Origin of the sequence: Streptomyces sp. NPDC088194 (assembly GCF_040702025.1) — a bacterium.
GTDB lineage: Bacteria > Actinomycetota > Actinomycetes > Streptomycetales > Streptomycetaceae > Actinacidiphila.
In genome coordinates this window covers 32,017-55,232 of the sequence record NZ_JBFBIV010000052.1, presented here as the reverse complement: position 1 = coordinate 55,232, position 23,216 = coordinate 32,017, and the positions used below count along the sequence as shown (strand labels likewise).

The following is a 23,216-nucleotide window of genomic DNA, read 5'->3' as shown; positions in this document are numbered from 1 at the left end:
GTACCGGCACTCGGGCCGCGCGGACGCGTGTTAGCCTCCGCTGTGCCGAAGATACGGAAGCTGCTCATGAAGCCGGGCGCCACGCGGGCCTGGGCGGCCCTGGGTCGCTTCCTGGCCCCCGCCGACCGCGTTCTGCTGGCCCTGAGCCGTGGCCGGGTCGGAGTGGGAGCGGCGGCGGGTCTGTCCACCCTGCTGCTGACGACGACCGGCCGGCACAGCGGGCAGCCCCGGCAGGTCCCCGTGCTGTACGTCCGCCACGGCGGCGGCCTCGTCGTGGTCGGCTCCAACTGGGGCGGCGACCGCCACCCGGGATGGTCCGCGAACCTGCTCGCCCAGCCGCGGGCGGAGGTGACCGCCCGCGGCCGTACGACGGCGGTGACCGCGCGGCTGCTCACCGGCGAGGAGCGCCGGAGCGCGTGGGAGAAGGTCGCGGCGTACTGGCCCGCGTACGACGCCTACGCCACGCGGGCCCCCGACCGCGCGATCCGCGTCTTCCTCCTGACCAGGTCACCGGAGACGTCGGCCTGACCGGGACCGGTCCGCGACCGGGTGGCGCGGAGCCGCGCCGTGCAGTGCCGGGCGACCCGCTCGCCCGGAACAGCAGAACACGGGAACACCGGAACACCGGAACAGCCGCCGGGGTCGGCTACGCGAACTCGCCGCATCCCAGCACCGGGTTGGTCTCGTCGGAGATGTCCGTGTCGGCGACCCATCCCCAGCCGCCGTCGTCGGACTCCGTGTACAGCCAGCGGTTGGGGTGCGGGCCGCCGCCGTTCCACGGGCCGTTGTCGATCCTGCACTCGAACCAGCTGGGGTTGCTGTTCAGGTGGCCGGACACCACGTTGAGGTTCACCGTGCCGTCGGTCTTCGAGCTGGGTCCCTGGCCGCCGTACACTGCCAACGCAGCGAGCTGCCGTGCCGGGCGCCGCGAACCGGTGCACCTTTCCCGTCATGGCGCTAGCATCGTGCCCGACAGCGCCTAGGGTTCCGGTGCCGGGTGGCACGGCTGGTCCGAGCGGCGCCACCGCGCACCGCCGATCGGGGCGCGGTCATCTCAAAGGACAAAAGCCTGGAGGATCGGTTCCGCTCGCGCCCGCGACGGGACAGAAACGGTCCTTCCGCATGCTCGCGCTGTCCCTTCTCTCGTGCCTCGCCCTCGCCGCCGGTGTGCTCGGTGGCGTCGTCGGCACCGGCTCCTCGCTGGTCCTCCTGCCGGTGCTCGTCGTGCTGTACGGGCCGCGGGTCGCCGTACCGGTGATGGCGATCGCCTCGGTGTTCGGCAACCTCGGGCGGGTGATCGCCTGGTGGCGCGAGATCCGCTGGCGGCCGGTGCTCGCGTACGCGCTGACCGGCGTGCCCGGCGCGGCGCTCGGCGCCCACACCCTGCTGACGATCCCCCCGGCCGCCGTCGATGTCTTACTGGCCGGGTTCTTCCTGGCGATGATCCCGATCCGTCGCCTGATCCGGCGCTCACGCGTCCGTGTCCGGCTGTGGCACATGGCGCTCGCGGGGGCGTTCGTCGGTTTCCTCACCGGGCTGGTCCTGTCCACCGGGCCGCTCAGCGTGCCGGTGTTCACCGGATACGGGATGACCGGTGGCGCGTTCCTGGGTTCCGAGGCGGCGAGCGCGGTGCTGCTCTACACGGGCAAGCTCGCGACGTTCGACACCGCCGGCGTCCTCGCGCCGCCCGTCGTCGCCCACGGCCTCGTCATCGGGGTGGCCCTGCTCACCGGCGCCATGTGCGGCAAGTGGGTCGTGCGGCGGCTTCGCGTACGCACCTTCGAGCTTCTCGTCGACGCGGTGCTCGTCGTCGGCTCGGTGGGAATGCTGCTCGCGCTGCGGTGAACGAGCCCCCCGCGCGGGTCGAGCCGGCGTTCGACGGCCGGCCCGGCGGCCACCGGCCCGGCGCTCGGATTGCCGTATTTCGAGACAGCGGACAGCGCATCCGGAACCTCCGACCATTGCCGCCGAGGATTTTCCGGGCCACGAAATGGGCTGCCCACGAGGGGAGTTGGCGCTCCGCCAAGATCGAATATCAGGAATGGCGCAAATCTTCTTTTGTCTTGAATCCAGCTTTGTGCGATGGCTGGCATGTGGAAGAGTTCCATCCACATCAGCTCACACGGGGAACGTCTCTTTCGAGGGAGGGCACTGTGGCCGGCACATCGTTCCGTGCGCGCCGTGCGTTCCTCCGTGGCACCGCACCGCCTCGCACGTGCTGCGTCGGCCCGCCCTTCACCCGCCGGCCGCGCCCGCGGGGCGGATTTCCCGGGCTATTGGCTCCCACGGCCGTGACATGAACTCCGGCCCGCCTTATCGGCGAGAAGTCGCCCCCTCGGTTCCCGCCCTCGCCTAGGGATGTTCTCCGCACGTCGTCCGCGCGCGCATATCGATCGGATCAGCTCTGCCGCAACGATCAGACCGGTTCGTAGAATTCGGAGACCGCCGTGGTCAGTCAGCTCACTCCAGCGTCACCCGGAATCCTCCCCGCAGCGAGAGCGGAAGGCCCACGCTATTTCGTGCTGGGACCGGTGACGATGCTCCGGAACGGCCTGCCCCGCACCCCCAGCGCGCTCAAACAGCGGGCCCTGCTGGCCCTGTTGCTGCTGTCCGCCAACGCTCCCGTCCCGACCCACCGGCTGATCGAGGGGCTGTGGGGGTCGCGCCCGCCGCAGGCCGCCGCCGCGACCCTGCAGATGTACGTCTCCGGACTGCGCCGCGCCCTGGACCCCGAGCATGGTGCCGCGCACCGCGACCCGCGGCACCATCCGGTGCTGCGCACCGAGGCGAACGGCTACCGGATGCGGGTGGCACCGGGCGAACTCGACCTCGACCGGTTCCGCACCCTCACCGCGGCCGGCCGCCGCCACCTGGCCGAAGGACGATGTCGGCAGGCGGGCGAGGCGCTCCGCCAGGCGCTGGCACTCTGGCGCGGGCACCCGTTCGCCGACCTGGAGCACTCCGGCCGACTCGGCTCCTACGCGGTGCGGTTGGAGGAGGAACGCCTCTCGGCGCTCGGCGACAGCATCGACGTGGTGCTGTGCCGGGGCAGGAGCCACGAGATCAGCGATGTCATCGGTGAGCTGCACGAGTTGTGCGCCGCCCATCCGCTGCGGGAGTCGCTGCACGAGCAGTTGATCCGGGCGCTGTGCCGGGTCGGCCGCCGCGCCGAGGCGCTCACGGTCTACGCCCGGGTGCGCGGCATGATGATCGCGGAACTCGGCATCGAACCCGGCCCCGGGCTCAGAGCGGCCCAACTCGTCGCCCTGGAAGCACGCGAGCCCTACGGGACCGGGCATCTGCACTGCCGCTGACGGACCGCGGCACGGGGACGAGGACCCGGGCGAGGGCGGAACTCCGGGCAAGGGCGGGCCTCCGCGCGCCAGCGGCGACGAAGACGCGGACGAGGACGGAGACATCCGCGACGACGGGGACCCGGTCACCGTGGCGCCGCCACCTGGTCCCGCTCCCCCGCGACCTCCCCCGCCCTCGCGGCGCACCCCTGGTCCTCCGGCGCCGCCAGCCGCCACCCGAACCGCCGCCGGTAGTGGACCAGGGGATCGTCCTCCGCCGGGGCCGGCACGCAGCGCACCACCTCGCCGACCACCACGGCGTGGTCGCCGTGGTGGAGGACCGCGGTGGACACACACCGCAGATACGACGGCACGTCCGCGAGACGCGGCACCGGCCCGTCCCAACTCCACCGCGTGTGGGCGAACTTGTCCGCTCCCCGGCGGGCGAAGAGCTCGGCCGTCGCGCGGTCCGCGGCGCTCAGCAGATGGACGCCGAAGGCCGCGCCGACGACCGCCAGCGCCGGGCAGGCGCGGGCGGACTCGGCGACGGCGACCAGCACGGAGGGCGGCGCCACGCTGTAGGAGCAGACCGAGGAGACCAGCAGCCCGCACGGCGCGCCGTCGGCCTGCCGTACGGTGACCACGGCCACCGCGGACGCGAGCCGGGCCATGCTCTCGGTGAAGACCGCGGTCAGCGCCGCGTCCCCTCCCGGCGGCACCGCCTACACCCCGGCCCGCTCGGCGCGCAGGCACGAGGCGTGGTGGACCCGGGCTTCCTCGTCGTCGGTCTCCGCCAGCACCGCCGCGAAGTCGCTCACGGCGTCGGCGAACCGGCCCGCCGCCTCGTGCACCAGGCCCCGGTTGTAGCGGATGGCGGCGCCGCCGCCGATTCCGACCGCCCGGTCGAAGTCGGCCGTCGCCCGGTCCAGATCGCCCGCGCCGAAGGCGATCTCGGCCCTGACCGCCCACGCCTCGGCGAGGTCGGGGGCGCTCTCCAGAGCCGCGCCGAGCGCGTCGAGCGCGGGTCCCGATTCGCCCTGCTCGGCCAGCAACCGGCCCTTGAGCGTGAGCAGATGGGCGTTGCCGGGGTCCACGTCGAGGCCCGCCGCGACATCGCGCAGCGCGGCCTGCGGGTCGCCGAGTTCGGCGTGCACCCCCGCCCGGTTCAGCAGCGCGTCCACGTTGCCGGGGTCCAGCACCAGGGTGCGGTCGAACTCGGCGAGCGCGCCCTCGATGTCCCCGAGTTCCAGCCGGGCGTCACCGCAGTTGTAGTGCGCCTCGGGGAAGGGCGGTTCCAGCGTCAGCGCGTGCTCGTAGTCGGCGAGCGCCTCCTCGGTGCGGCCCAGGCGGCGCAGGATGTTGCCGCGGTTGAAGTAGTGGTCGGAGAAGTCGTCGTCGATGGCCATCACGATGGCGTAGTCCGCCAGTGCCTCCTCCAGCCGGCCGCTCATCGTGTGGACCTGGGCCCGGTTGTAGCGCAGCCCCACCCGGTGCCAGCTGCGCTCGCCAAGGCCGAGTTCCCTGTCCAGCCGCTCGATGCCCTCGTCGAGCAGCTTCAGCGCCTCGTCGGTGCCGCCGGTGCGGGTGGCGACGAGGGCGAGCCCGTTGCGGTTGAAGACGGAGAAGAACGTACGCTCCTGCGGGTCCTCCAGCACCGAGGCGATGGCGATCGCCTGGTTGATCCAGGCCCTGGCCAGTCCCGGATCGCGCTTGTCCGGGCTGAAGTGGCGGGCGTAGAGCATGCCGGTCTCGTAGGCGAGTTTCATGTGCACGGCCGGGTCGATGCTGGTGCGCCGGGCGGCGTCCTGGAGCGCCGCGGACTCCTCGGCCCGGCCCGCCGCCGCGAGCGAGACCGCGGTGTCCCGGGTGAACTCCCACCAGGCGTCGGGCTGTTGCGCCGCCTCCACCAGCAGCAGCCCGCGTTCGCCGTACTCCACGGCAGTCCCGTACAGACCGAGGTACTTGCAGCGGGTCTGCGCCCAGCGCAGCGCCTCGACGCCGGCGGTGCCGCGGTCACTGCCGCGTTCCAGGTGGTAGGCCAAGGCGCCCAGCCGCAGGGACGGTTGGGCCTCGGTCATGGGGGCCAGTACGGCGGCGCGGGCGTCGTGCAGCGCCGCGCGGCTTGCCGGGTCCAGGGCTTCGTACGCCGCGACCGTCGCCGGGTCGTCCGCGACGCCGTCGGATTCGGCGTAGGCGCGGGCGAGTTCGTCCGGCGTGGGGGCGGCGGCGGCCGGTCGGGCCGCGGCGGGCTCCGGCACCCGGCCCGGCGCGGTGATCCGCTCGGTGTGGGCGAGCAGGGCCCGGGGCAGGTCCTCGGAGATCGGGCCCGGCCGCGACGGCGGTGTGTCGGGGCCGGTGGCGACCACGACGGTCAGCAGCCGGGCGGGGACCCGTCGCAGCAGCACGGCCAGGAACTCCTGGTCGGTGGCGTCGGCGTGTTCGACATCGTGCACCACCAGCGTCTGCGGGGCCCCGCCGAGGCCGCCGAGGTGGCTTTCGAGGAAGTCGACCAGGCCGTGCGAGATGCGCAGCGAGTGCAGTCGCGCGGGGTACCGGCTGACCGCGACCGGCCCGGTCGCGCTCGCCTCCAGGGGCCGGTGGATCGCCGGTACCAGGCCGGCCAGTTCGGGTGTCGTCTCCTGGAGTTCGATGCGGTGCCGCCGCGCGAGTTCCGGGTCGCGCCGCAGCGCCTCCGGGGCGATCGCCCGCAGGAGGGTCCCGACGGCCGTGTACGGTCCGCGCAGGTGGCGGTGCGCGCTGACCGTCGCGAGCAGGGGCGGCAGCGACAGACCCCTGATCAGCCGGTCACGGTCGGCGCGCAACGGCGCCTGTATCCAGTAGTGGCTACTCATGAGCCTGCCTTTCGAGCGACGAGGTGAGCTGTGCTCCGGGCGTGCGGCCGTCAGGCGACGACGTGGACGGCTTCGGATCGGCGGCGGGCGCGGTCCCTGAGGGCGATCCACAGCGGGAGCAGCGTCTGCGTGAGCAGCAGGACCAGGAAGACCACCGAGTCCAGCAGCCGCAGGGCGCTCGCCCCGCCCGAGGTGAAGCGCTCCACGGAGTTCACGCACATGTGCACGAAGACCGGCAGCAGCGCGAAGAGCGTGGTGCTGAGGCTGATGGTGTAGCCGGCCAGCACGAGCCACGCGTACCAGCGGGCGGCCTTGAGGTCCACCGGATGCGCCGTGCTCAGGTCGGTGATCTTGTCGCGCCGGCCGAGGAGGCGGTTGACCCGGTTGCGCAGGGTCCGCAGGGCGACGCCGTGCAGGTCCACGTTGCCGAGCATGGTGGTGATCAGGACGTAGATGTCGGTGCGCAGGTAGAAGAAGAACTGCCAGAGCAGGCGGGTGAAGGTGGCGAAGGCCACGCCCAGGCAGACCCGGCCGGCCAGGGACGGGTGGCTGCCCGTCCCACCGAGGACGTCGGCGAGGACCACCAGCGCGCACAGCACCAGGACATCGGCGAGCATGCCCGCGAGGATCGGCAGGTACCGCTTGCGCCGGGGCACCGCCACCAGCCCGTCGAGGGCGGTCTCGACCACCAGGAAGTAGAAGCGGTAGGACATCGACAGCCGTGAGCGGATGGCGAGCCGGCGGCCGGCCAGCGCGTGGAAGATCTCGTGCAGCGCGATCAGCGGGGTGACCGCGACCAGCAGCGTCAGGTTCACCAGGGAGTAGTACGAGCTGAAGACGAGGTCGTGCGAGCGCGGCACCAGGCTGGGCGAACGCGCCATCAGCACCACGGCGGTCACCGCCAGTGCCGCGTAGCAGAACCAGGCGTACGGCGAGAATGTCGCCCGGCCCAGGCGCTGCCACCGCAGCGGGGCCGTCTCGGCGGGCTCCTCGTCGACGGTCCTGGTGAAGCCCAGTTCCTCCAGCGCCGCCAGGACGTCCTCGACGTCCGCGCTCTCACCGTAGGTGTCGCGGTAGCGGCGGGCGGCCTCGTCGGCGGTCGCGCCGCCTTCGAGCCAGCGCACGAGTTGGGCGCCGTCCGGCGGGAAGATCGCGTACGAGTCGATGTCCGCCCGGCCGATCGTCACACCGTCGCCGTCTTCGAGATAGACCAGCGGGTGGAAGAGGATCGGCTTCCGCGTGCTCTGACCGGTGGCCTGGCTGTCGACGGCCTGACCGCCGGTGGCCTCGCTGCTGACGGCCGGGCCGCCGGGCGCCTGACCGCTCGTGCCCTGACTGCTGGTGACCTGACTGCTCGTGCCCTGACTGCTGGTGATCTGTTCCGGCACCGCTCGACCTCGCTTCTCCGCGGCCGTCCGCAGGGGCGATGTGCCCCGCTGGCAGATGGGGGGCGCGCGCCGCCGCCCGGCAGCAGGCTGCTGGACGGCGGCGTACCCTCGGCCTGGATCAGGCAGTCGGGTAGGTGTGGCAGCCCGCGGTCGTGAGACGGACGGGACCGGCCTTGCGGATCACGATCTTCTTCATCGCTGACCTCCTGGAGTGGGAAACGGAACGTGCTTCCTCACCTTCGGCGGGCCCTCCAGAACCTCACCAAACTCCCGCCAAACCGTGCCGCACCGCGGGGGCCGTCTACACCGCGATGAGCGTCCAGTTCTGGTGGTAGCCACCGGTGTTCGTCTGCTGCGTCAGCGTCGCGCCTTGGGAGGTGGCGGCGTCCGCCACGCCGATGACCTTGCCGCTGCGCACCGAGGTGAGGGTCACGAAGCCGCCGCCGACCGGGTCGATGGTCCACTCCTCGTTGGTGCTGTTGCCCGACGGCCACTGGATGAGGGTCGCGCCGTCGGCCGTCGAACCGCCGCCGACGTTGGCCAGCAGCCCGGAGTTGACGTTCCGCAGGGCGACCTTCCCCGCGCCCCGGTCCACGATCCGCCACTGCTGGTTCGACGACCCGGCCGCGTCCGGCCACTGGTCGAGCAGGACGCCCTGCTGCCGGGAGCCGCCGGGCACCTCAAGATCCATGCCCGTCAGGCGGTTGACCAGCCTGACGGTCGCGGGCCGCGCCGGGGTGACCGTGAGCGCACCGCTCGCCGGGATGGTGACGTGCTGGGTCCAGGTACCGAATCGCAGGCTCGTCGTGGCGCCCGCCGGGCCGTGCAGCGTGACCGACGTGGCCTGCCCGCCGGACCAGGTGAGGTCGACGGTCAGCCCGCCCCTGGCCCGCACCCCGGTGATGGAGCCCGTGCCCCAGGCCGGGGGCAGGGCCGGAAGCACCTCCACCACCCCGGGCCGTGAGTACACGAGCATCTCGACCGCCGCCGCCGGCGTGCCGAGGTTGGCGTCGATCTGGAAGAGCCCGGTGTAGACGTCGAAGAAGTTGATCGCCGTGCCGTTGCTGTTGTTCACGCTGAGCTTCATCACGCTGGCGAAGTACTGGTACGCCTTGCCGGCGTCCTTCAACCGGGCCCAGCAGACCGACCGCCAGGCCTCGGCCCAGCCGTAGTACCCGTCGCCGCGACGCGTCAGCAGGCTCCTGGCGCCGGCGAGCAGGGCCGCCGGACTGGAGTCGACCGCGATCCGATCGCCCGGGAAGAGCCCGATGAGGGGGGACAGATGCCGGTGCTGGGGATCGTCGGCCAGGTCGGCCGGGTCCATCCACTCCTCCAGGTCGCCGGTGGTCGGGCTGACCACCGGGAGGTACAGCCTGCTCTGGAGGTCGGCCACCGCACCGGCGAAGGACGCGTCGCGGTGCAGGACCGCGGCCGCAGCGCCGAAGTCCTCGAAGAGCTGCCAGACGAGTTCCTGCGCGTAGGTGATGCCGCGAACCGTGCCGTCCGGGCCGTGTTCCGGCGACCAGTCGTAGTCGTCGACGAGCACCTGGCTCCCGCCGACGTCCATCGTGACCAGCCGTGCCTGCCAGAACTCGCAAGCCCCTTTCAGCAGGGGGTAGATCTTCGCCAGATAGGCGGCGTCCTGGGTGTACTGGTAGTGGTCGAACAGGGTGGTGCACAGCCAGGCGTTGCCCGCCGGATGCCAGTTCCACCCCGAACCGCCGTTGATGTTGGTGGAGATGCCGACCGCCCAACCGGCGATCTTCCCGCTGGTGTTGCGGTAGCGGTTGCGCGTGTCGTTGAAGTCGGCCGTCGTCGTGGCGGTCCACACCGGAAGCTGCGACACGCAGTAGTCCGCGAACGGCTCGAACGAGGCGGGCAGGGCGCACCGGTCGGGGAGCCAGTAGTTCATCTGGACGTTGATGTCGGTGTGGTAGTCGCCCTGCCACGGCGGGTTGGGGCCGTCGAACCACAGGCCCTGCAGGTTGATCGGCAGGTCGTGGCGCGATCCGCTGATCATCAGGTAGCGGCCGAACTGCACGTAGGACGCTTCCAGTTCGGGGTCCGGCGCGGCACCCGAGGCGCTGCGGGCGGCCAGCCGGTCGGGGGTGGCCATGCCCCGCTGCGCCGGCGTGGACGCGCCGAGGTCGATCTTCTGGGCGCCGTACAGCGGTTGGTAGTCGGCGAGGTGCGCCGCGAGCACCTGGTCGGCTCCCGCGCTCTTGGCCGCGGCAAGGCGACTCGCCGCGACGGCCGCCGGGTTGATCGAGGTGTCCTGGTACCCGGCCGCCGTCGGCGAGTAGTCGGTCCCCGCGGTGACGACCACCAGCACGTCGCTGCACCCGGTGAAGGTGACGGTGCCGCCGCTGACGCCGACGGTTCCCCCGGAAGCGGTGGCCGAGGCCGCCACGGCGTACTTCAGTCCGTTGTCCGACGCGGCGGCGAAACCGGCGGTGTTCGTCGCGGACTCGGCCGTCGGCTGCTCCGCGTTCAGCCCGGCGAGCGTGATCGTTCCGGTGTACGTGCCGCCGCCGGACTGGGTCAGCCGGACCGCGATGACCTCGCCCGGCGCGCTGGCGACGATCTCGCGGCGGTAGGTGACACCGTCGACGGTGTAGCTCGCGGAGACGATGCCGTTGGCCATGTCGAGTTGGCGGGTGTAGCCGGTGGCGGACTGGTGCGCCGGAACCGCGACGTACACCTTGCCCATGAGGCCGGTGTGGCCGAACTCGGTGTTGTCGTAAGGGAACTGGCCGTCGGACTGCAGCGTGGCGTTGGCGGTGCCGTTCCAGAACGACCCGTCGTTGAGGTAGAGCGCCTCGCTCGCCGGCCCGCAGGTGGTCAGGGCGCCGATGCGGCCGTTCCCGACGGCGAGGCCCTGCTGGAGTATCGCGCTTTCGGTGGCCGGCGCCGTGTACCGCAGGAGGCTCGCGGCATCGGGGGTGACGAGCGAGGAGGTTGCCGGGGTGGCGGCGGTCGCGGGAGCGGCGGTGAACAGCCGGCCACCCCACAGGAGTGCCGCTCCCGCCGCTCCGGCCTTCAGCGCGCTGCGTCGGGACATGTCAGCCATGGGGCAGGTCCTTCCGGTGGACGTCCTGCTGAGCATTCGTATGACGAAATACGATGCAGAGGATGTCCTCGCCGGGCCGCCGGCGCAAGAGGTCGTACCGCACCGGTTCACCGCGGCGGCGGGCGCGCGGCCCTCGACGTGCGGCGAAGATGTGGCGAACGTGCGGCGAAGGGTACGGCGAACGTGCGGCAACCGCGCGGCGATACGGGCCCACCACCGGCACCCACCCGACGGGCCGGGCCGGGCGGGGCCGGCTGACGGTCACTCAGGACGCGAGGTCAGCGCTCCGGCCGCTCCGGCCGAGGCGGCCGCCGGTGCAGCCAGGACCGCTGGATGTGGTCGTCCATCGCCCGCGCGGCGCCCTCGGCGTCCCCGGCCCGCACCCGATCGTGGATGAGCCGGTGTTCGGCGGTGGAGTCCTGGCAGTCCTTGACCGAGGTGTCCCCGATGTAGCGCAGGCTCCGGTACGCCTCGGCGTTGATCGTGCGCACCACCGCCCGGCCGAGGCGGTTGCCCGACGCCACCATGATCGCGTCGTGGAACTCGAGGTCCGCGCGCAGGTAGCGGGCCGGATCGTGCTCCTCGGCCACCAGCAACTCGAAGGCCGCGGTGATGCGTTGCAGGTCCTCGGGCCCCGAGCGGGCGGCCGCCCGCGAGGCCATCTGGGCCTCCAGGGCGCGGCGCGTCGCGACCATGTCCTCCAGGATCGCCAGTTCCGCGTCGTGGCGCACGCTGGCGGCGAGCACCACCGGATTGAGCAGGTCCCACTCGTCGGAACGGCGAATCCGGGTGCCCTGTCCTTGCTGCGCCGTCACCAGCCGCATCGCCTCCAGTGACTTCACCGCCTCGCGGATCACCGTACGGCTGACGCCGAACAGCTCGCACAGCACCGGCTCGATGGGCAGCGGGCCGCCCTCGGGCAGGTCTCCGCCGACGATGCGGTCGATGAGGTCCTCGACGACCGCGGTGGCAAGCCGCTTGGGACGGCGAGGCCATGGCCGCAGCACGGTGCCGTGCTCGTCTGCGGGGCCGTCCGTACCGCCGGACGCGGGGCCGGATGCGGGTGCGGGGCCGTCCGTACCGCCGGCCGCGGGGGGTGGAACAGGGCTCATGGCGTCCGTTCTCGCGCTGGGTTCTGACCGTGGAGCATAGTCGACGCATTCCCTTGACTGCATTCGTATGACGAATTATGTTGTGCGCCATTCTCGGTCGCCCCCACCGCCAACGGGCCGGCGATCCCACGCACCGCAGCAAGGAGTCCGCGGTACGTCGCGCGTCCTCCGGGCTTACAGAGAGGTACGTCATGCGCTCCCCCCTCACTCGCCGATGCCTCAGCGCGTCGGCCGGCCTGATCGCCCTCGCGGTCGCCCTGACCGGATGTGCGAAGAAGGCGGACAACGGCGACGGCGCCGGGCACGGCCTGTCGCCGGGCAAGGTCAACGTCGCCCTGGTCCCAGGCGGCCCGCACCCTTACTTCCAGCCCTGGAAGAGCACCATCCAGCAGGCCAGGAAGGACTTCTCGCTCGGCCAGGTCACCTTCAACGAGACGTCCGCGTGGGACCAGACCACGCAGAACTCGGTGCTCAAGTCGCTTGCCGCCCACGGGTACAACGCCTTCGGGGTGTTCGGCGTGTCGCCCGACAACATCAACTCGACCTTCGGGGACCTCGAACGGCAGGGCTTCCACGTGGCGTCCCTCGGCTCGTGCCCGGCCGGCAGCACCGACGCGGCGGACTTCTGCCTGTCCACCGACGTCGAGCAGGCCGCCTACAAGGCCACCAAAGCGGCCATCACCTCCATGGGCGGCCATGGCCGGCTCGTCCACCTCACCGGGAACAAGACGGATTCCAACACCTCCCGCCGGGAGGCAGGCGTGGCCAAGGCCGTCGCCGAGACCGGCGGGAAGGTGACGCTGCTGCAGACCGTCACCGACATCGACACCGACCTGCAGACCGCCCAGAAAGCCGTCGCCGACCTGCTGGCGGCCAAGGGCTCGGCGATCAACGGCATCGTCAACACCGCCTACAACCCCGCGGTGGCCTCGGCGGCGGCCGTGAAGAAGGCGGGCCTGCCGATCAAGGTCGTCGCGATCGACGACGACCCCACGATCCTGGCCGACATCAAGGACGGCTCGGTCACCGCGTCCGTGGTGCAGAACCCGGTCGGCCAGGCCTATGTCGGCTCCTACGCCCTGATGAAGCTCGCCGGCGGCTGCACCATGCGCACGCCCGGTGTGGTGATCGACTCCGGGTCCTTCGTCGTCACGACGGCCGACGTCGGCAGCTACGACGCCGCCCGCACCACGAAGACGGCGCAGCTGAGGAAGGACTTCGACCGCAGCTACCTGTCCTGCCCGTAAGCCCGAACACCCCGCACGCTCCGACGACCGCGAAGACGACCCCGAACGCCCCGCACACCCCGAGCAGGCGCGGCCGGTGCACCTCCGGCCGGCCGCGCCGAGGAGAGCCCTTGTCCAGCATCACCCGCGCCGTGGCCTACCTCGTCGACCTGCCCGTCGAGGCCGAGCGCAACGACGCCGTCCAGTCGTTCCTGAAGCAGGAGACCATCTTCGTGGAGATCTCCACGGCAGACGGCGCCGCCGGCACCGGGTACTCGTACACCATCGGTACCGGCGGCACCGCGGTCCTTGCGCTGCTCCGCGACTACCTGCTGCCCCGGCTGCACGGGCAGGACGCCCGCCGGATCGACGCGATCTGGCAGGACCTGTTCGCGGCGACCCGGGCCACCGCGGTGGGCGCGATCACCTCGCTGGCCCTGGCCGCGGTCGACACCGCGCTGTGGGACCTGCGGGGCCGGCAGACCGGCCTGCCGCTGTGGATCATGGCCGGCGGTGCCCGCGACCGCGTCCCGCTCTACGACACCGAGGTCGGATGGCTCCACCTGACCACGGAGGAACTCGTCGCCGGCGCGCGCAAGGCCGTGGCGCAGGGCCGCCGCGGCATCAAGGTCAAGATCGGCAAGCCGTCCGCGGTCGAGGACGCGGAACGGCTCACGGCGGTGCGGTCCGCGGTCGGCCCGGACATCGACCTGATGGTCGACGCCAACCAGTCGATGACCGCCGCCGAAGCGGTGCGCCGCGCGGCCCTCCTGGCACCGGTGAACCTGCTGTGGCTGGAGGAGCCGCTGCCCGCCGACGACCTCGACGGCCACGCCCACCTGGCCCGCTCCACCACCATCCCGGTGGCGGTGGGCGAATCCCTGTACTCCATAGGCCAGTTCGCCCAGTATCTGCGCAGGGGGGCGGCCGGGGTGGTCCAGGCCGACGTCGCCCGTATCGGGGGCATCACCCCGTGGCTGAAGGTGGCGCACCTCGCCGAGGCGCACAACGTCGCCATCTGCCCGCACTTCCTCATGGAGTTGCACGTCAGCCTGGCGGCGGCGGTCCCCAACGGCCGCTACCTGGAGTACATCCCGCAACTGACGGCGATCACGAGCAGCCCGCTGGCCGTCGAGGACGGCGCCGCCCTCGTTCCCCGGACGCCCGGCCTGGGCATCGACTGGGACCGGGACGCCATCGACGCGCTGCGAAAGGCCTGACGATGAGCCGCTCCTCACCGCCCCCCGCCGCCTCGCCCGCCGCCGCGTCCGACCTGGACGGCGCCGGACCGGACCCGCTCTCCCCGGTCACCCGGGCGCTGCCGTACTGGGCCAATCCGCGGCTCGGCCTCCTGGTCGTGATCGCCGCGTTGGTCGGGGTCTTCACCGCGCTGCGACCGGAGTTCCTCGACACCGATCTCACGCTGGTGCCCATGCAGGCCGACCTGAGCGTGTTCGTGGTGGTCGGCCTGGCCCAGCTGTCCGTCCTGTCCCTGGGGCACATGAACCTGGCGATCGGCCGGATCGCCGCCATCTCGGCGTTCGCCATGGGCTGGTGCTACGACAAGCTGTCGTTGCCGCTGCCGGTGGGCCTGCTCGTCGGCATGGCCGTCGGGACGGCCGTGGGCGCCGCCGCGGGCTGGACGATCCACGCCACCGGCGTCAACTCCTTCGTGGTGACGCTCGCCCTGGACTTCGGGCTGATCGGGCTCGTCTCCCTGCTGTACAGCAGTGTCGGTGACGGGGTCGCGTTCCACGTCCACCCCGCCGGAATGGACAGCCTGCGCAACGACACGTTCAGCGACTACTGCGCCGGCAACGTCTGCGGGCCGCCGGTCCCGCTGATCGCCCCGCTCGCCCTCCTGGCCGTCGTCGCCGTCGGCGTGCTCTTCCGGTACTCCCGGCTGGGCCGGGAGATCCTGATGACCGGCTCCAACGCGCGAGCGGCCGAACTGTCGGGCATCCCCACCGCCCGCAGGGTCGTCCAGGCGCACGCCGTGTCCGGGCTGCTCGCGGCGCTCGCCGCTTTCCTGCTGGCCATCACCAACGGGGCGTTCTCCGCGGACATCGGTGGCCAGTTCCTGCTCCCCTCCTTCCTGGGCCCCGTCCTCGGCGGCACCCTGCTGGCCGGCGGCGCGGTGAGCGTCATCGGCACCGTCCTCGGGGCCGCCCTCACCGAGGTGATCCAGACCGGTCTGAACCTCATGCAGTTCCAGATCGAGAAGTCCAAGATCCTCATCGGTCTCGTGCTGCTCGCCGCTCTGTCACTCGACCGGGTCCGGCACGTCATCGCCCAGCGCAGAGGAGGCAGCGCATGACCACCCCGCACTCCACCGTGGGCGCCGGCCCGCGTCCCCGCGGGCGCTGGCAACAGGCTGTCCGGAGCACCGAGTTCACCCTGGCCTGCCTCGCCGTGGCCGGATACGCCCTGCTCGCCGCGACCACGCACGGCGCGGTCGTCTCGGGGGACACCGTCACCGCCGTCTTCCAGTTCCTGGCGGTGCCGATGGTCATCGGACTGTCCCAGATGGCGGTGCTGAGCGTGGGCCAGATGAACCTCAGCAGCGGAGTCCTCACCGGCCTGTGCGCCATGGTGTGCGCCTGGCTGATGGCGGCCGCCGGGCTGCCCGCGTGGCTCGCCGTCCTGGGCGGAGTCCTCACCGGGGCCGCGATCGGCCTGGTCAACGGATTGCTGGTGGTCCTCACCCGGATCAACGGGTTCATCGTCACGCTGGCGACCATGACCATCATCGACGGGCTCCGCTACGGCATCCACGGCACGGCGACCTACCAGGGGTACTCCCCCGGCCTGGTGTCCCTCGGCCAGCGTTCGCTCCTCGGCGTTCCCACCGTGTTCCTGGCCGCCGTGCTCGTCGCCGTCCTCGTCGGCCTCTTCTTCCGGAACGCGATGCTCGGCCGCAAACTGCTGGCCAGCGGGGGCAATCCGCTCGCCGCGCGGCTGTCGGGAGTGTCCAACGACCGGTCGGTGGTGGTCGCGCACCTCCTGTCCGGCCTGCTGGCCGGGGTGGCCGGGGTGATCGTGGTCGCCCTGTCCGGATCGGTGAACGCGACCATCGGCGACGACCTGCTGCTGCCCAGTTTCGCGGCGCCGATCATCGGGGGCGTCGCCCTGGCGGGCGGCGTGGTGAGCGTCCTGGGGACCTGCCTGGCCGCGCTGGTGATCCGCCTCGTCGACGTCGCGCAGGCCCAGTACTCCGTCGATCCGGACTGGGTGGACCTCATCGTGGGAGCCGTCGTGCTCGGGGCCGTCCTGCTCACCCAGTTGCGCCGCGGCAAGCCGGGCGGCGCCCGATGATCTTCACCGCCGAACGCCTGGTCAAGACCTTCCCCGGAGTGCGGGCCCTCGACCACGCGACGCTGCGCCTCGAACCCGGCTCCGTGCACGCGCTGCTCGGCGAGAACGGGGCGGGAAAGAGCACCCTGATCAAGGTCCTCACCGGAGTGGTCCGACCGGACCACGGCCGGCTGCTCCTCCAGGACGCGGCGGGAACCGGAGCGCGAGAGGTGCGGTTCTCCGGGCCGCACGACGCCCAGCAGGCCGGGATCGGGGTCGTCCACCAGGAACGCAACCTCGTTCCCGCCTTCGGCGTCGCGGAGAACGTCGCCTTGCAGGCGTTGCCCGGACGCCGCGGGCTGGTCGACCGGTCGGCCATGCGGACGCTCGCCCGCGACTGCCTGGCACGACTCGACGTCGACCTCGACGTGGACCGCCCCGTCTCCTCGCTGTCCGTCGCCCAGATGCAACTCGTGGAGATCGCCAAGGCGCTGGCGACCGACAGCCGCGTCCTGCTGCTGGACGAACCCACCGCGTCGCTCACCTCGCAGGAGGCCGACCGGCTGTACACCGTGGTCCGCCGGCTGCGCGACGAAGGGCGTGCCGTGGTGCTGGTCAGCCACAAGCTGGAGGAGGTGTTCGCCGTCGCCGACACCGTCACGGTGCTGCGCGACGGCCGTACCATCACCGAGGCCGAACCGCTCGCCGACCACTCCGTCGCCCAGATCGTCGACCTGATGGTGGGCCGGGCCCACGCGGAGGTCCGGCTCGACCGCGTGCCCGTCCCCGCCGACGCGGCACCGTCGTTGGAACTCGACCAGGTCAGCACGGCCGCCGGGCACCGCGATGTCTCGCTGGCCGTCCGCCCCGGCGAGATCCTCGGCCTGTACGGGCTGGTGGGTGCCGGCCGCAGCGAACTGGCGCGCGCGGTACTGGGCTTGGACGCGATCACCGGCGGCGCCGTGCGCGTGCACGGCCGCGAGGTGCGGATCGGCGGTGTCCGGCAGGCACTTCACCGGCACCGCATCGGCTACGTCACCGAGAACCGCAAGGAGGAGGGCGTCTTCCTCCAGCAGCCGGTCACCCGGAACGTCGCCGTGACCGTCTGGAACCGGCTGGCCAGGGCCGGCATGGTGCGCCAACGCGACGAGCGCCGGGTCCTGGCGACGTACCAGGAGCGGCTGGGCATGCGGGTGTCCGGGCCGGGCCAGCTCGCCGGCCAGCTGTCCGGGGGCAACCAGCAGAAACTCAGCCTGGCCAAGTGGCTCGCCGCCGAGTGCGACATCCTCATCATCGACGAACCCACCGTCGGCATCGACGTGCGCACCAAGGCCGCGTTCCACGAGCTCATCGTCGAACTCGCCTCGGGCGGCCTGGCGATCCTGCTGATCTCGTCCGACCTGCCCGAGATGGTGACGCTCGCCGACCGCATCATGGTGATGCGGGAGTACACGGTGGCCGGCGAGATCGAGAACGACCACCACTACGCCGGCGTCAGCAAGGCCGTGGGCCGGCTGCTGCACCGGCAACCGGCGGGCGCGGGTCCGGAGGGCCGGGCCGGCGGCTGAGGAGGGGCGCCCCACGGCCGGGCGCCCACCGGCCGGCGGCACGCGCCGGCCGCCGGCCGGTGGCACGGTGGGGAGTTCAGGCGAACCGGGCGGACACGCCGCCGTCCACCGGCCAGTCGGCGCCGGTGACGAAGCCTGCCGCGTCGGAGAGCAGGAAGACCACCACGGCGGCGACGTCCGCGGGTGTGCCGAGCCGGCCGAGGATGTGCTTGTCCAGCGCGTCCTGGCGCACGTCCGGCGCGCTCTGCGCGAAGTACTCCGCGAGCAGGTCGGTCTCGATGTAGCCGGGGCTGACCGCGTTGACCCGTACCCCTTGCGGGCCGACCTCCAGTGCGAGGCTGCGGGTGAGGCCGACCAGGCCGGACTTGGCCGCGGCGTACGGGAACATCCCCGGGCAGGTGAGGCTGGCGTGCATGGAGGCGATGTTGACGATCGAGCCGCGTCGGGCGTCGAGCATGGGGGGCAGCACGGCGCGGGCGGTGAGCCAGGCCCCCTTGAGGTCGACGCCGAACACCTCGTCCCACTGGCTGGTCGTCATCGCGACCGGGTCGGCGTAGGAGTTGCGCCCGGCGTTGTTGACCAGCCCGGTGAAGGGGCCGAGTTCCGCGCTCAGTGCCGCCACCGCCGCGGCGACCTGCTCCTCGTCGGTGATGTCGCAGGGGGCCGACGCGGCCGACGCGCCGAGGCGGCGGGCGGTCGCCCGGACGCCGTCCGCGTCGATGTCCAGCAGGCCGGCGCGGCCGCCGGCGTCGACGACCGCGGCCGCGACGGCGGCGCCGATCCCTCGTGCGGCACCCGTGACGAGTACGCGGTGGCCGGTGAGATCCGTCATGATGCGCTCCTGTTCCGCCGGGGCCGCAGGAGCGCGTCGAACTCGGCCAGGAACCGGTCGATGCCGCCGATCTCCTGCGGGTCCAAGCGGCGCGCCGGATGGCGGCAATGGGGGTCGTCGATGAGTCCGCGGCGGGCCGAGACGACCTTCTCCACCATGATGATCAACTCCACCTCCTGCATCCAGTACGCAAGGTAGGGCACCAGGCGGGCGTGGAGGAGCAGGGCCCGGGCCTCGTCGCCGGAATGCCACAGCCGCCAGATCTCCTGGTAGATCTCCGTGAAGGAGCATCCCGGCTGCACGCCGTCGACGCCCCGCCGCAGCCCGTCGGCCAGTTGGAGCCCGGCGTAGCCGGTGAAGGAGCGCAAGCCCGGGGTGCCGGCCGCGAGGTCCTCCGCGAGCCGGCCCGGCAGCGGCGTCTCGATCTTGACGGCCACCAGGTTCGGGTGGTCCGCGGCCAGGGCGCGCAGGGCGTCCGCGGTGAAGGACGACCCGGTCTGCGCGGGGGCGTACTGGAGGACCACGGGCGTGGGGGCGACAGCGGTCAGGATCGCCGTCACGTGCCGGCGCACCTCGTCGGCCGGAGGGGCGAGGAAGTGCGGCGGCAGGAGGTTGATCGCGTCGGCGCCGGCGTCCACGGCGGCGGTGGCGCGCTCGACCGCGAGGCGGGTGGCGTGGTCGGGGATCGACACCACGGCCGCCACGTCGGGGCGGGCCGAGGTGAGGTCGAGCAGGCGGGCGGTGAGCAGGTCCCGTTCGGCGTCGCTCAGCTTGTGGAACTCGCTGGCGAAGCCGGGGAACATGACGGCCGTGACGCCGGTGTTCAGGACGTGGCGCACCAGGCGGTCGAAGCTGTCGAGGTCGAGGTCGCCGCCCGCGGTGAAGGGCACTTCGAGGACGGGCATCACCCCGCGCAGCAGGTCGGCGCCGGTGGTCGGGGGCACGCTCATCAGAAGGGCACCTTTCCGGGCTGGTCGCCGGACCCGCCGACCAGGAAGTCGAGGTCGACGCCGCGGTCGGCTTGCAGGACGCGGTCGACGTACAGCCGCGTCCAGCCGCGGGTGTCCGTGCGCTGCGGGGCGGTCCACGCGGCGCGGCGTTCGGCGAGTTCGGTGTCGGTGACGTCCACGCGCAGGCTGCGGGCGGCGACGTCGAGTTCGATCGTGTCGCCGGTGCGTACCAGGGCGAGCGGCCCTCCGACGGAGGACTCCGGTGCCACGTGCAGGATGACGGTGCCGTAGGCGGTGCCGCTCATCCGCGCGTCGGAGATGCGGACCATGTCGGTGACGCCCGCGGCCAGCAGCTTGGCGGGCATGGGCAGGTTGCCGAGTTCGGGCATGCCCGGGTAGCCGCGGGGGCCGAGGTTGCGGACGACGAGGACCGTACCGGCGTCCACCGGCAGGTCGGGGTCGTCCGCGGCGCGCAGGTACTCCTCGATGTCGTCGAAGACCAGGGCGGGGCCGCGGTGGCGGAGCAGGTGCGGCGAGGCCGCGGACTGCTTGAGCACCGCGCCGTCCGGTGCCAGGTTCCCGCGCAGCACCACGGTGCCGCTGCCGACGGGCTGGACGGGATCGTCGACCGGGCGGATCACCTCGCGGTTCCAGACCTGATGGCCTTGGATGTTCGCGCCGAGGGTCCGCCCGTTGACGGTCGGCGCGTCGTGGTCCAGCAGATCGCCGAGTTCGGCCATGAGCGCGGGAAGGCCGCCGGCGTAGGCGAAGTCCTCCATGAGGAAGCGGCCGCTGGGCATCAGGTCGGCGAGCAGCGGCACCCGGCGGCCCAGGGTGTCGATGTCGTCGAGGGTGAGGGGCACGCCCGCCCGGCCCGCGATCGCGAGCAGGTGCAGTACCGCGTTGGTCGAGCCGCCGATGGCGGCGTTGACGACGACGGCGTTGGTGAAGGCCCTCTCGGTGAGGATGTCCGACGGGCGCAGGCCCTCGCGGGCGAGTTCGACCGCGCGGGCGCCGGACTCCTCGGCGAGTTGGGCGCGGCGGGCGTCGGCGGCGGGCAGGGCGGCGGCGCCGGGCAGCGAGAGCCCGAGGGCTTCGGTGACGCAGCCCATGGTGGAGGCGGTGCCCATCGTCATGCAGTGGCCGGCCGAGCGGGCGAGGCAGCCTTCGAACTCGTCGAAGTCGGACTGCGTGATGCGGCCGGCGCGCAACTCCTCGCTCATCCGCCAGATGTCGGTGCCGGAGCCGACCGTCCGGCCCCGGAAGCGTCCGGTCAGCATCGGGCCGCCGGACAGCGCGATGGCGGGCAGGTCGACGCTCACCGCTCCCATGAGCTGCGCGGGCAGCGTCTTGTCGCAGCCGCCGAGGAGCACCACCGCGTCCAGGGGGTTGGCGCGGATGGTCTCCTCGACGTCCATGCTCATCAGGTTGCGGAACATCATCGACGTGGGCCGCATCAGGGGCTCGCCGATGGACATCGTCGGGAACTCCAGGGCCAGGCCGCCCGCGGCGGTGATCCCGCGGCGCACGGATTCGGCCAGCACCCGCAGGTGCGCGTTGCACGGGGACAGTTCGGACCAGCTGTTGCAGATGCCCACCACCGGCTTCCCGCGCAACTGGTCGCGGGTGAGTCCGAGTTGGCGCATGTGGTGGCGGGCGATGAAGCCGGCCTTGCCGGGCTCGTCCCACCAGGCCGAACTCCGCAGGGGGCTCATGTCCGGCTCCCCACAAGAGACCTGCCCGCGCGTTTCGTGGTGATCCGGTCACGCATCGCCGCCACACCTTCCGGTTTTCTGGGGTCCACTCTCCTGAACGGAGTGGTCGCTCGATCCGACCGCTCCCGGCAGCGAAGGCACGGCCATGGAGTCCGTCATAGCGAATACGACAGGACGATGGCACTTGGCAGCTATGCTGTCAAGCAATCGACGAGCCGGCAGAGCCGTCGGGGACCACACCGCCGCACAAGGGGCCGCCATGAATCCGACCGAACTGCCGCACCGGACCGTCGCCATCGTGCGCGGAAGCGATCGCCAGGCCGCGCTGCGCACGGTGGTCACCCTCGCCGAGGAGGGCATCACCTGCGCCGAGGTCTCGCTCACCACCACCGACGCGCTGTGGGTGATCCGGCAGGCCCGCCGGGAACTCGGCCCCGGCGCCCACCTCGGCGCCGGCACCGTCCTGACCGCGGCCGACGCCGCGAAGGCCGCCGACGCGGGGGCGGGCTTCCTCGTCACCCCCGGGCTCGGCAACGACCTGCGCGGGGCCATGCCACTGGAACTGCCCACGCTGATCGGCGCCCTGACGCCCAGCGAGGTCGTCGCCGCGCACGAGTGCGGAGCGCTCGCGGTCAAGCTCTTCCCCGCCTCGCTCGGCGGCCCCTCGTATCTCAGGGCGCTGCGCGATCCCTTTCCGGCGATCCCGTTCGTGCCCGTGGGAGGTGTCGACGCCCGCGCGGCGCGCGCCTTCCTCGCCGCCGGCGCCGTGGCCGTCGGCGCCGGCACCCCACTGGTCGGCGACGCGGCCCACGGCGGGGACCTGGCCGCGCTGCGCCGGCGCGTCGCCCACTGGCGCAGCGCGCTGGCCGAGGAGGTCACGGCATGACCGCCACCGGCGGCCCTGAGGTCGTCACCATCGGGGAGACCATGGCCGCGCTGCGCGCCACCGGCCCGATCAGGCTCGGCCCGGCGATGGAACTGTCCGTCGCCGGCGCGGAGTCCAACGTCGCGATCGGCCTCGCCCGGCTCGGCCACCGGGTCGGATGGGTGGGACGCGTCGGGGACGACGCGTTCGGCACGCTGGTGCTGCGCACCCTGCGCGCCGAAGAGGTCGACGTCACCCACGCGCGCGTCGACACCGACGGACGCGCCACCGGCCTCCTGGTCCGCGAGGACAGCATCGGGGACCTCGCCAAAGTCGCCTACTACCGTGCGGGATCGGCCGGATCGGCCATCCGGCCGGAGGAGGTGCTGCCCGCCCTGCGGCCCGGGCTGCGCGTCCTGCACCTGACCGGAATCACCCCGGCCCTCGGTCCTTCGGCCGCCGAGGCCGTGGCGGCGGCGACGACGCGCGCGGGGGAACTGGGCGCCCTGGTCTGCCTGGACGTCAACTACCGTGCCGGGTTGTGGAATCCGGAGCGGGCCAGGAGGCTCCTGCTGCCGCTGGCCCGCACCGCCGACCTGCTCGTCGCGTCCGCCGACGAACTGCACCTGGTCAGCGACGATCCCGGGCTGGACGAGAGCGACGCGGTCGCCGCGCTGGTCGCCCGCGGACGGCGCGAGGTGGTGGTCACCCGTGGCGGCGACGGCGCGAGCGCGACCGACGCCCACGGCACCGTCAGCGTCGCCGCCCGCCCGGTCCGGGTCGACGACGTGATCGGCGCCGGCGACGCCTTCGTCGCCGGCTACCTCTCGGCGCTGCTCGACGGGCTGGACCTGGCAGCCAGGCTCCAACGGGCCGCGTCCACCGGCGCCTTCGCCGTCGCCGGCCGCGGCGACTGGGAGGGCCTGCCCACGCGCGCGGACCTCGCGCTCCTCGACCAGCCCGCCGGGACGACGCTGCGCTAGGCCGGCCGAGCGCGGGGCTCGCTCACCGTCAATGCCGCTCGGGAGGACAGGATTCGTACCCGCGACCC

The 23,216-nt window shown here is 72.5% G+C and carries 19 protein-coding genes; 10 read left to right on the top strand and 9 right to left on the bottom strand.

What is annotated here, in order from left to right; translation table 11 throughout:
• Positions 1 to 66: 66 nt before the first annotated feature.
• Entirely contained in the window at positions 67 to 528 is a 462-nt protein-coding gene (locus AB0399_RS26100; protein ID WP_366412993.1) for a nitroreductase family deazaflavin-dependent oxidoreductase, read from the top strand.
• A gap of 118 nt (positions 529 to 646) precedes the next feature.
• Here the strand turns inward: AB0399_RS26100 and AB0399_RS26095 are convergent, their stop codons facing one another.
• The gene (locus AB0399_RS26095) at positions 647 to 901 is read right to left on the bottom strand and encodes a hypothetical protein (RefSeq protein ID WP_366412992.1); all 255 of its coding nucleotides are present in this window, start codon (positions 899 to 901) and stop codon (positions 647 to 649) included.
• Positions 902 to 1,122: 221 nt separating this feature from the next.
• Between AB0399_RS26095 and AB0399_RS26090 the strand changes: the two genes are divergently transcribed.
• Entirely contained in the window at positions 1,123 to 1,845 is a 723-nt protein-coding gene (locus AB0399_RS26090) for a sulfite exporter TauE/SafE family protein (protein WP_366412991.1), read from the top strand.
• 692 nt (positions 1,846 to 2,537) lie between these two features.
• Positions 2,538 to 3,314 (top strand): AfsR/SARP family transcriptional regulator, encoded by a 777-nt coding sequence (locus tag AB0399_RS26085; RefSeq protein ID WP_329373624.1) that lies wholly within the window; start codon positions 2,538 to 2,540, stop codon positions 3,312 to 3,314.
• 125 nt (positions 3,315 to 3,439) lie between these two features.
• On the opposite strand, the gene AB0399_RS26080 is transcribed toward AB0399_RS26085, so the two are convergent.
• The 5 genes from AB0399_RS26080 to AB0399_RS26060 form a co-directional block, all read right to left on the bottom strand.
• Positions 3,440 to 4,012, bottom strand: a complete 573-nt coding sequence (locus AB0399_RS26080; RefSeq protein ID WP_366412990.1) for a flavin reductase family protein — start codon at positions 4,010 to 4,012, stop codon at positions 3,440 to 3,442.
• A gap of 3 nt (positions 4,013 to 4,015) precedes the next feature.
• A complete protein-coding gene (locus AB0399_RS26075) occupies positions 4,016 to 6,145 on the bottom strand; it encodes a tetratricopeptide repeat protein (protein ID WP_366412989.1) in 2,130 nt (709 codons plus the stop codon).
• 50 nt (positions 6,146 to 6,195) lie between these two features.
• Positions 6,196 to 7,533, bottom strand: a complete 1,338-nt coding sequence (locus AB0399_RS26070; RefSeq protein ID WP_366412988.1) for a hypothetical protein — start codon at positions 7,531 to 7,533, stop codon at positions 6,196 to 6,198.
• A gap of 301 nt (positions 7,534 to 7,834) precedes the next feature.
• Positions 7,835 to 10,603 (bottom strand): glycoside hydrolase N-terminal domain-containing protein, encoded by a 2,769-nt coding sequence (locus tag AB0399_RS26065; protein WP_366412987.1) that lies wholly within the window; start codon positions 10,601 to 10,603, stop codon positions 7,835 to 7,837.
• A 278-nt stretch (positions 10,604 to 10,881) separates the two neighbouring features.
• Entirely contained in the window at positions 10,882 to 11,715 is an 834-nt protein-coding gene (locus AB0399_RS26060) for a FadR/GntR family transcriptional regulator (RefSeq protein ID WP_366412986.1), read from the bottom strand.
• Between the two features lie 191 nt (positions 11,716 to 11,906).
• On the opposite strand from AB0399_RS26060, the gene AB0399_RS26055 reads away from it, so the two are divergent.
• The 5 genes from AB0399_RS26055 (at position 11,907) to AB0399_RS26035 (ending at position 17,803) form a co-directional block, all read left to right on the top strand.
• Complete coding sequence (locus AB0399_RS26055; RefSeq protein WP_366412985.1) at positions 11,907 to 12,962, top strand: substrate-binding domain-containing protein; 1,056 nt, start codon at positions 11,907 to 11,909, stop codon at positions 12,960 to 12,962.
• A 110-nt stretch (positions 12,963 to 13,072) separates the two neighbouring features.
• Entirely contained in the window at positions 13,073 to 14,161 is a 1,089-nt protein-coding gene (locus AB0399_RS26050) for a mandelate racemase/muconate lactonizing enzyme family protein (RefSeq protein WP_329361856.1), read from the top strand.
• Between the two features lie 2 nt (positions 14,162 to 14,163).
• Entirely contained in the window at positions 14,164 to 15,258 is a 1,095-nt protein-coding gene (locus AB0399_RS26045) for an ABC transporter permease (RefSeq protein WP_366412984.1), read from the top strand.
• Positions 15,255 to 16,256, top strand: coding sequence for an ABC transporter permease (locus tag AB0399_RS26040; RefSeq protein ID WP_366412983.1), 1,002 nt, complete (start codon positions 15,255 to 15,257; stop codon positions 16,254 to 16,256). Before AB0399_RS26045 ends, AB0399_RS26040 begins: the two co-directional genes overlap by 4 nt.
• Complete coding sequence (locus AB0399_RS26035) at positions 16,253 to 17,803, top strand: sugar ABC transporter ATP-binding protein (RefSeq protein WP_366412982.1); 1,551 nt, start codon at positions 16,253 to 16,255, stop codon at positions 17,801 to 17,803. The genes AB0399_RS26040 and AB0399_RS26035 overlap by 4 nt, the downstream gene beginning before the upstream one ends.
• Before the next feature lie 76 nt (positions 17,804 to 17,879).
• Here the strand turns inward: AB0399_RS26035 and AB0399_RS26030 are convergent, their stop codons facing one another.
• The 3 genes from AB0399_RS26030 to AB0399_RS26020 are packed head-to-tail and all read right to left on the bottom strand — an operon-like array spanning position 17,880 to position 21,300.
• Positions 17,880 to 18,635: an SDR family oxidoreductase gene (locus tag AB0399_RS26030; protein WP_366412981.1), complete on the bottom strand. Its 756-nt coding sequence runs from the start codon at positions 18,633 to 18,635 to the stop codon at positions 17,880 to 17,882.
• Positions 18,632 to 19,585, bottom strand: a complete 954-nt coding sequence (locus AB0399_RS26025) for a dihydrodipicolinate synthase family protein (protein WP_366412980.1) — start codon at positions 19,583 to 19,585, stop codon at positions 18,632 to 18,634. Before AB0399_RS26025 ends, AB0399_RS26030 begins: the two co-directional genes overlap by 4 nt.
• The gene (locus AB0399_RS26020; protein ID WP_329361868.1) at positions 19,585 to 21,300 is read right to left on the bottom strand and encodes an IlvD/Edd family dehydratase; all 1,716 of its coding nucleotides are present in this window, start codon (positions 21,298 to 21,300) and stop codon (positions 19,585 to 19,587) included. Before AB0399_RS26020 ends, AB0399_RS26025 begins: the two co-directional genes overlap by 1 nt.
• A gap of 259 nt (positions 21,301 to 21,559) precedes the next feature.
• Between AB0399_RS26020 and AB0399_RS26015 the strand changes: the two genes are divergently transcribed.
• Positions 21,560 to 22,186: a bifunctional 4-hydroxy-2-oxoglutarate aldolase/2-dehydro-3-deoxy-phosphogluconate aldolase gene (locus AB0399_RS26015; protein ID WP_366412979.1), complete on the top strand. Its 627-nt coding sequence runs from the start codon at positions 21,560 to 21,562 to the stop codon at positions 22,184 to 22,186.
• Entirely contained in the window at positions 22,183 to 23,148 is a 966-nt protein-coding gene (locus AB0399_RS26010; protein ID WP_366412978.1) for a sugar kinase, read from the top strand. The genes AB0399_RS26015 and AB0399_RS26010 overlap by 4 nt, the downstream gene beginning before the upstream one ends.
• Positions 23,149 to 23,216 lie beyond the last annotated feature (68 nt).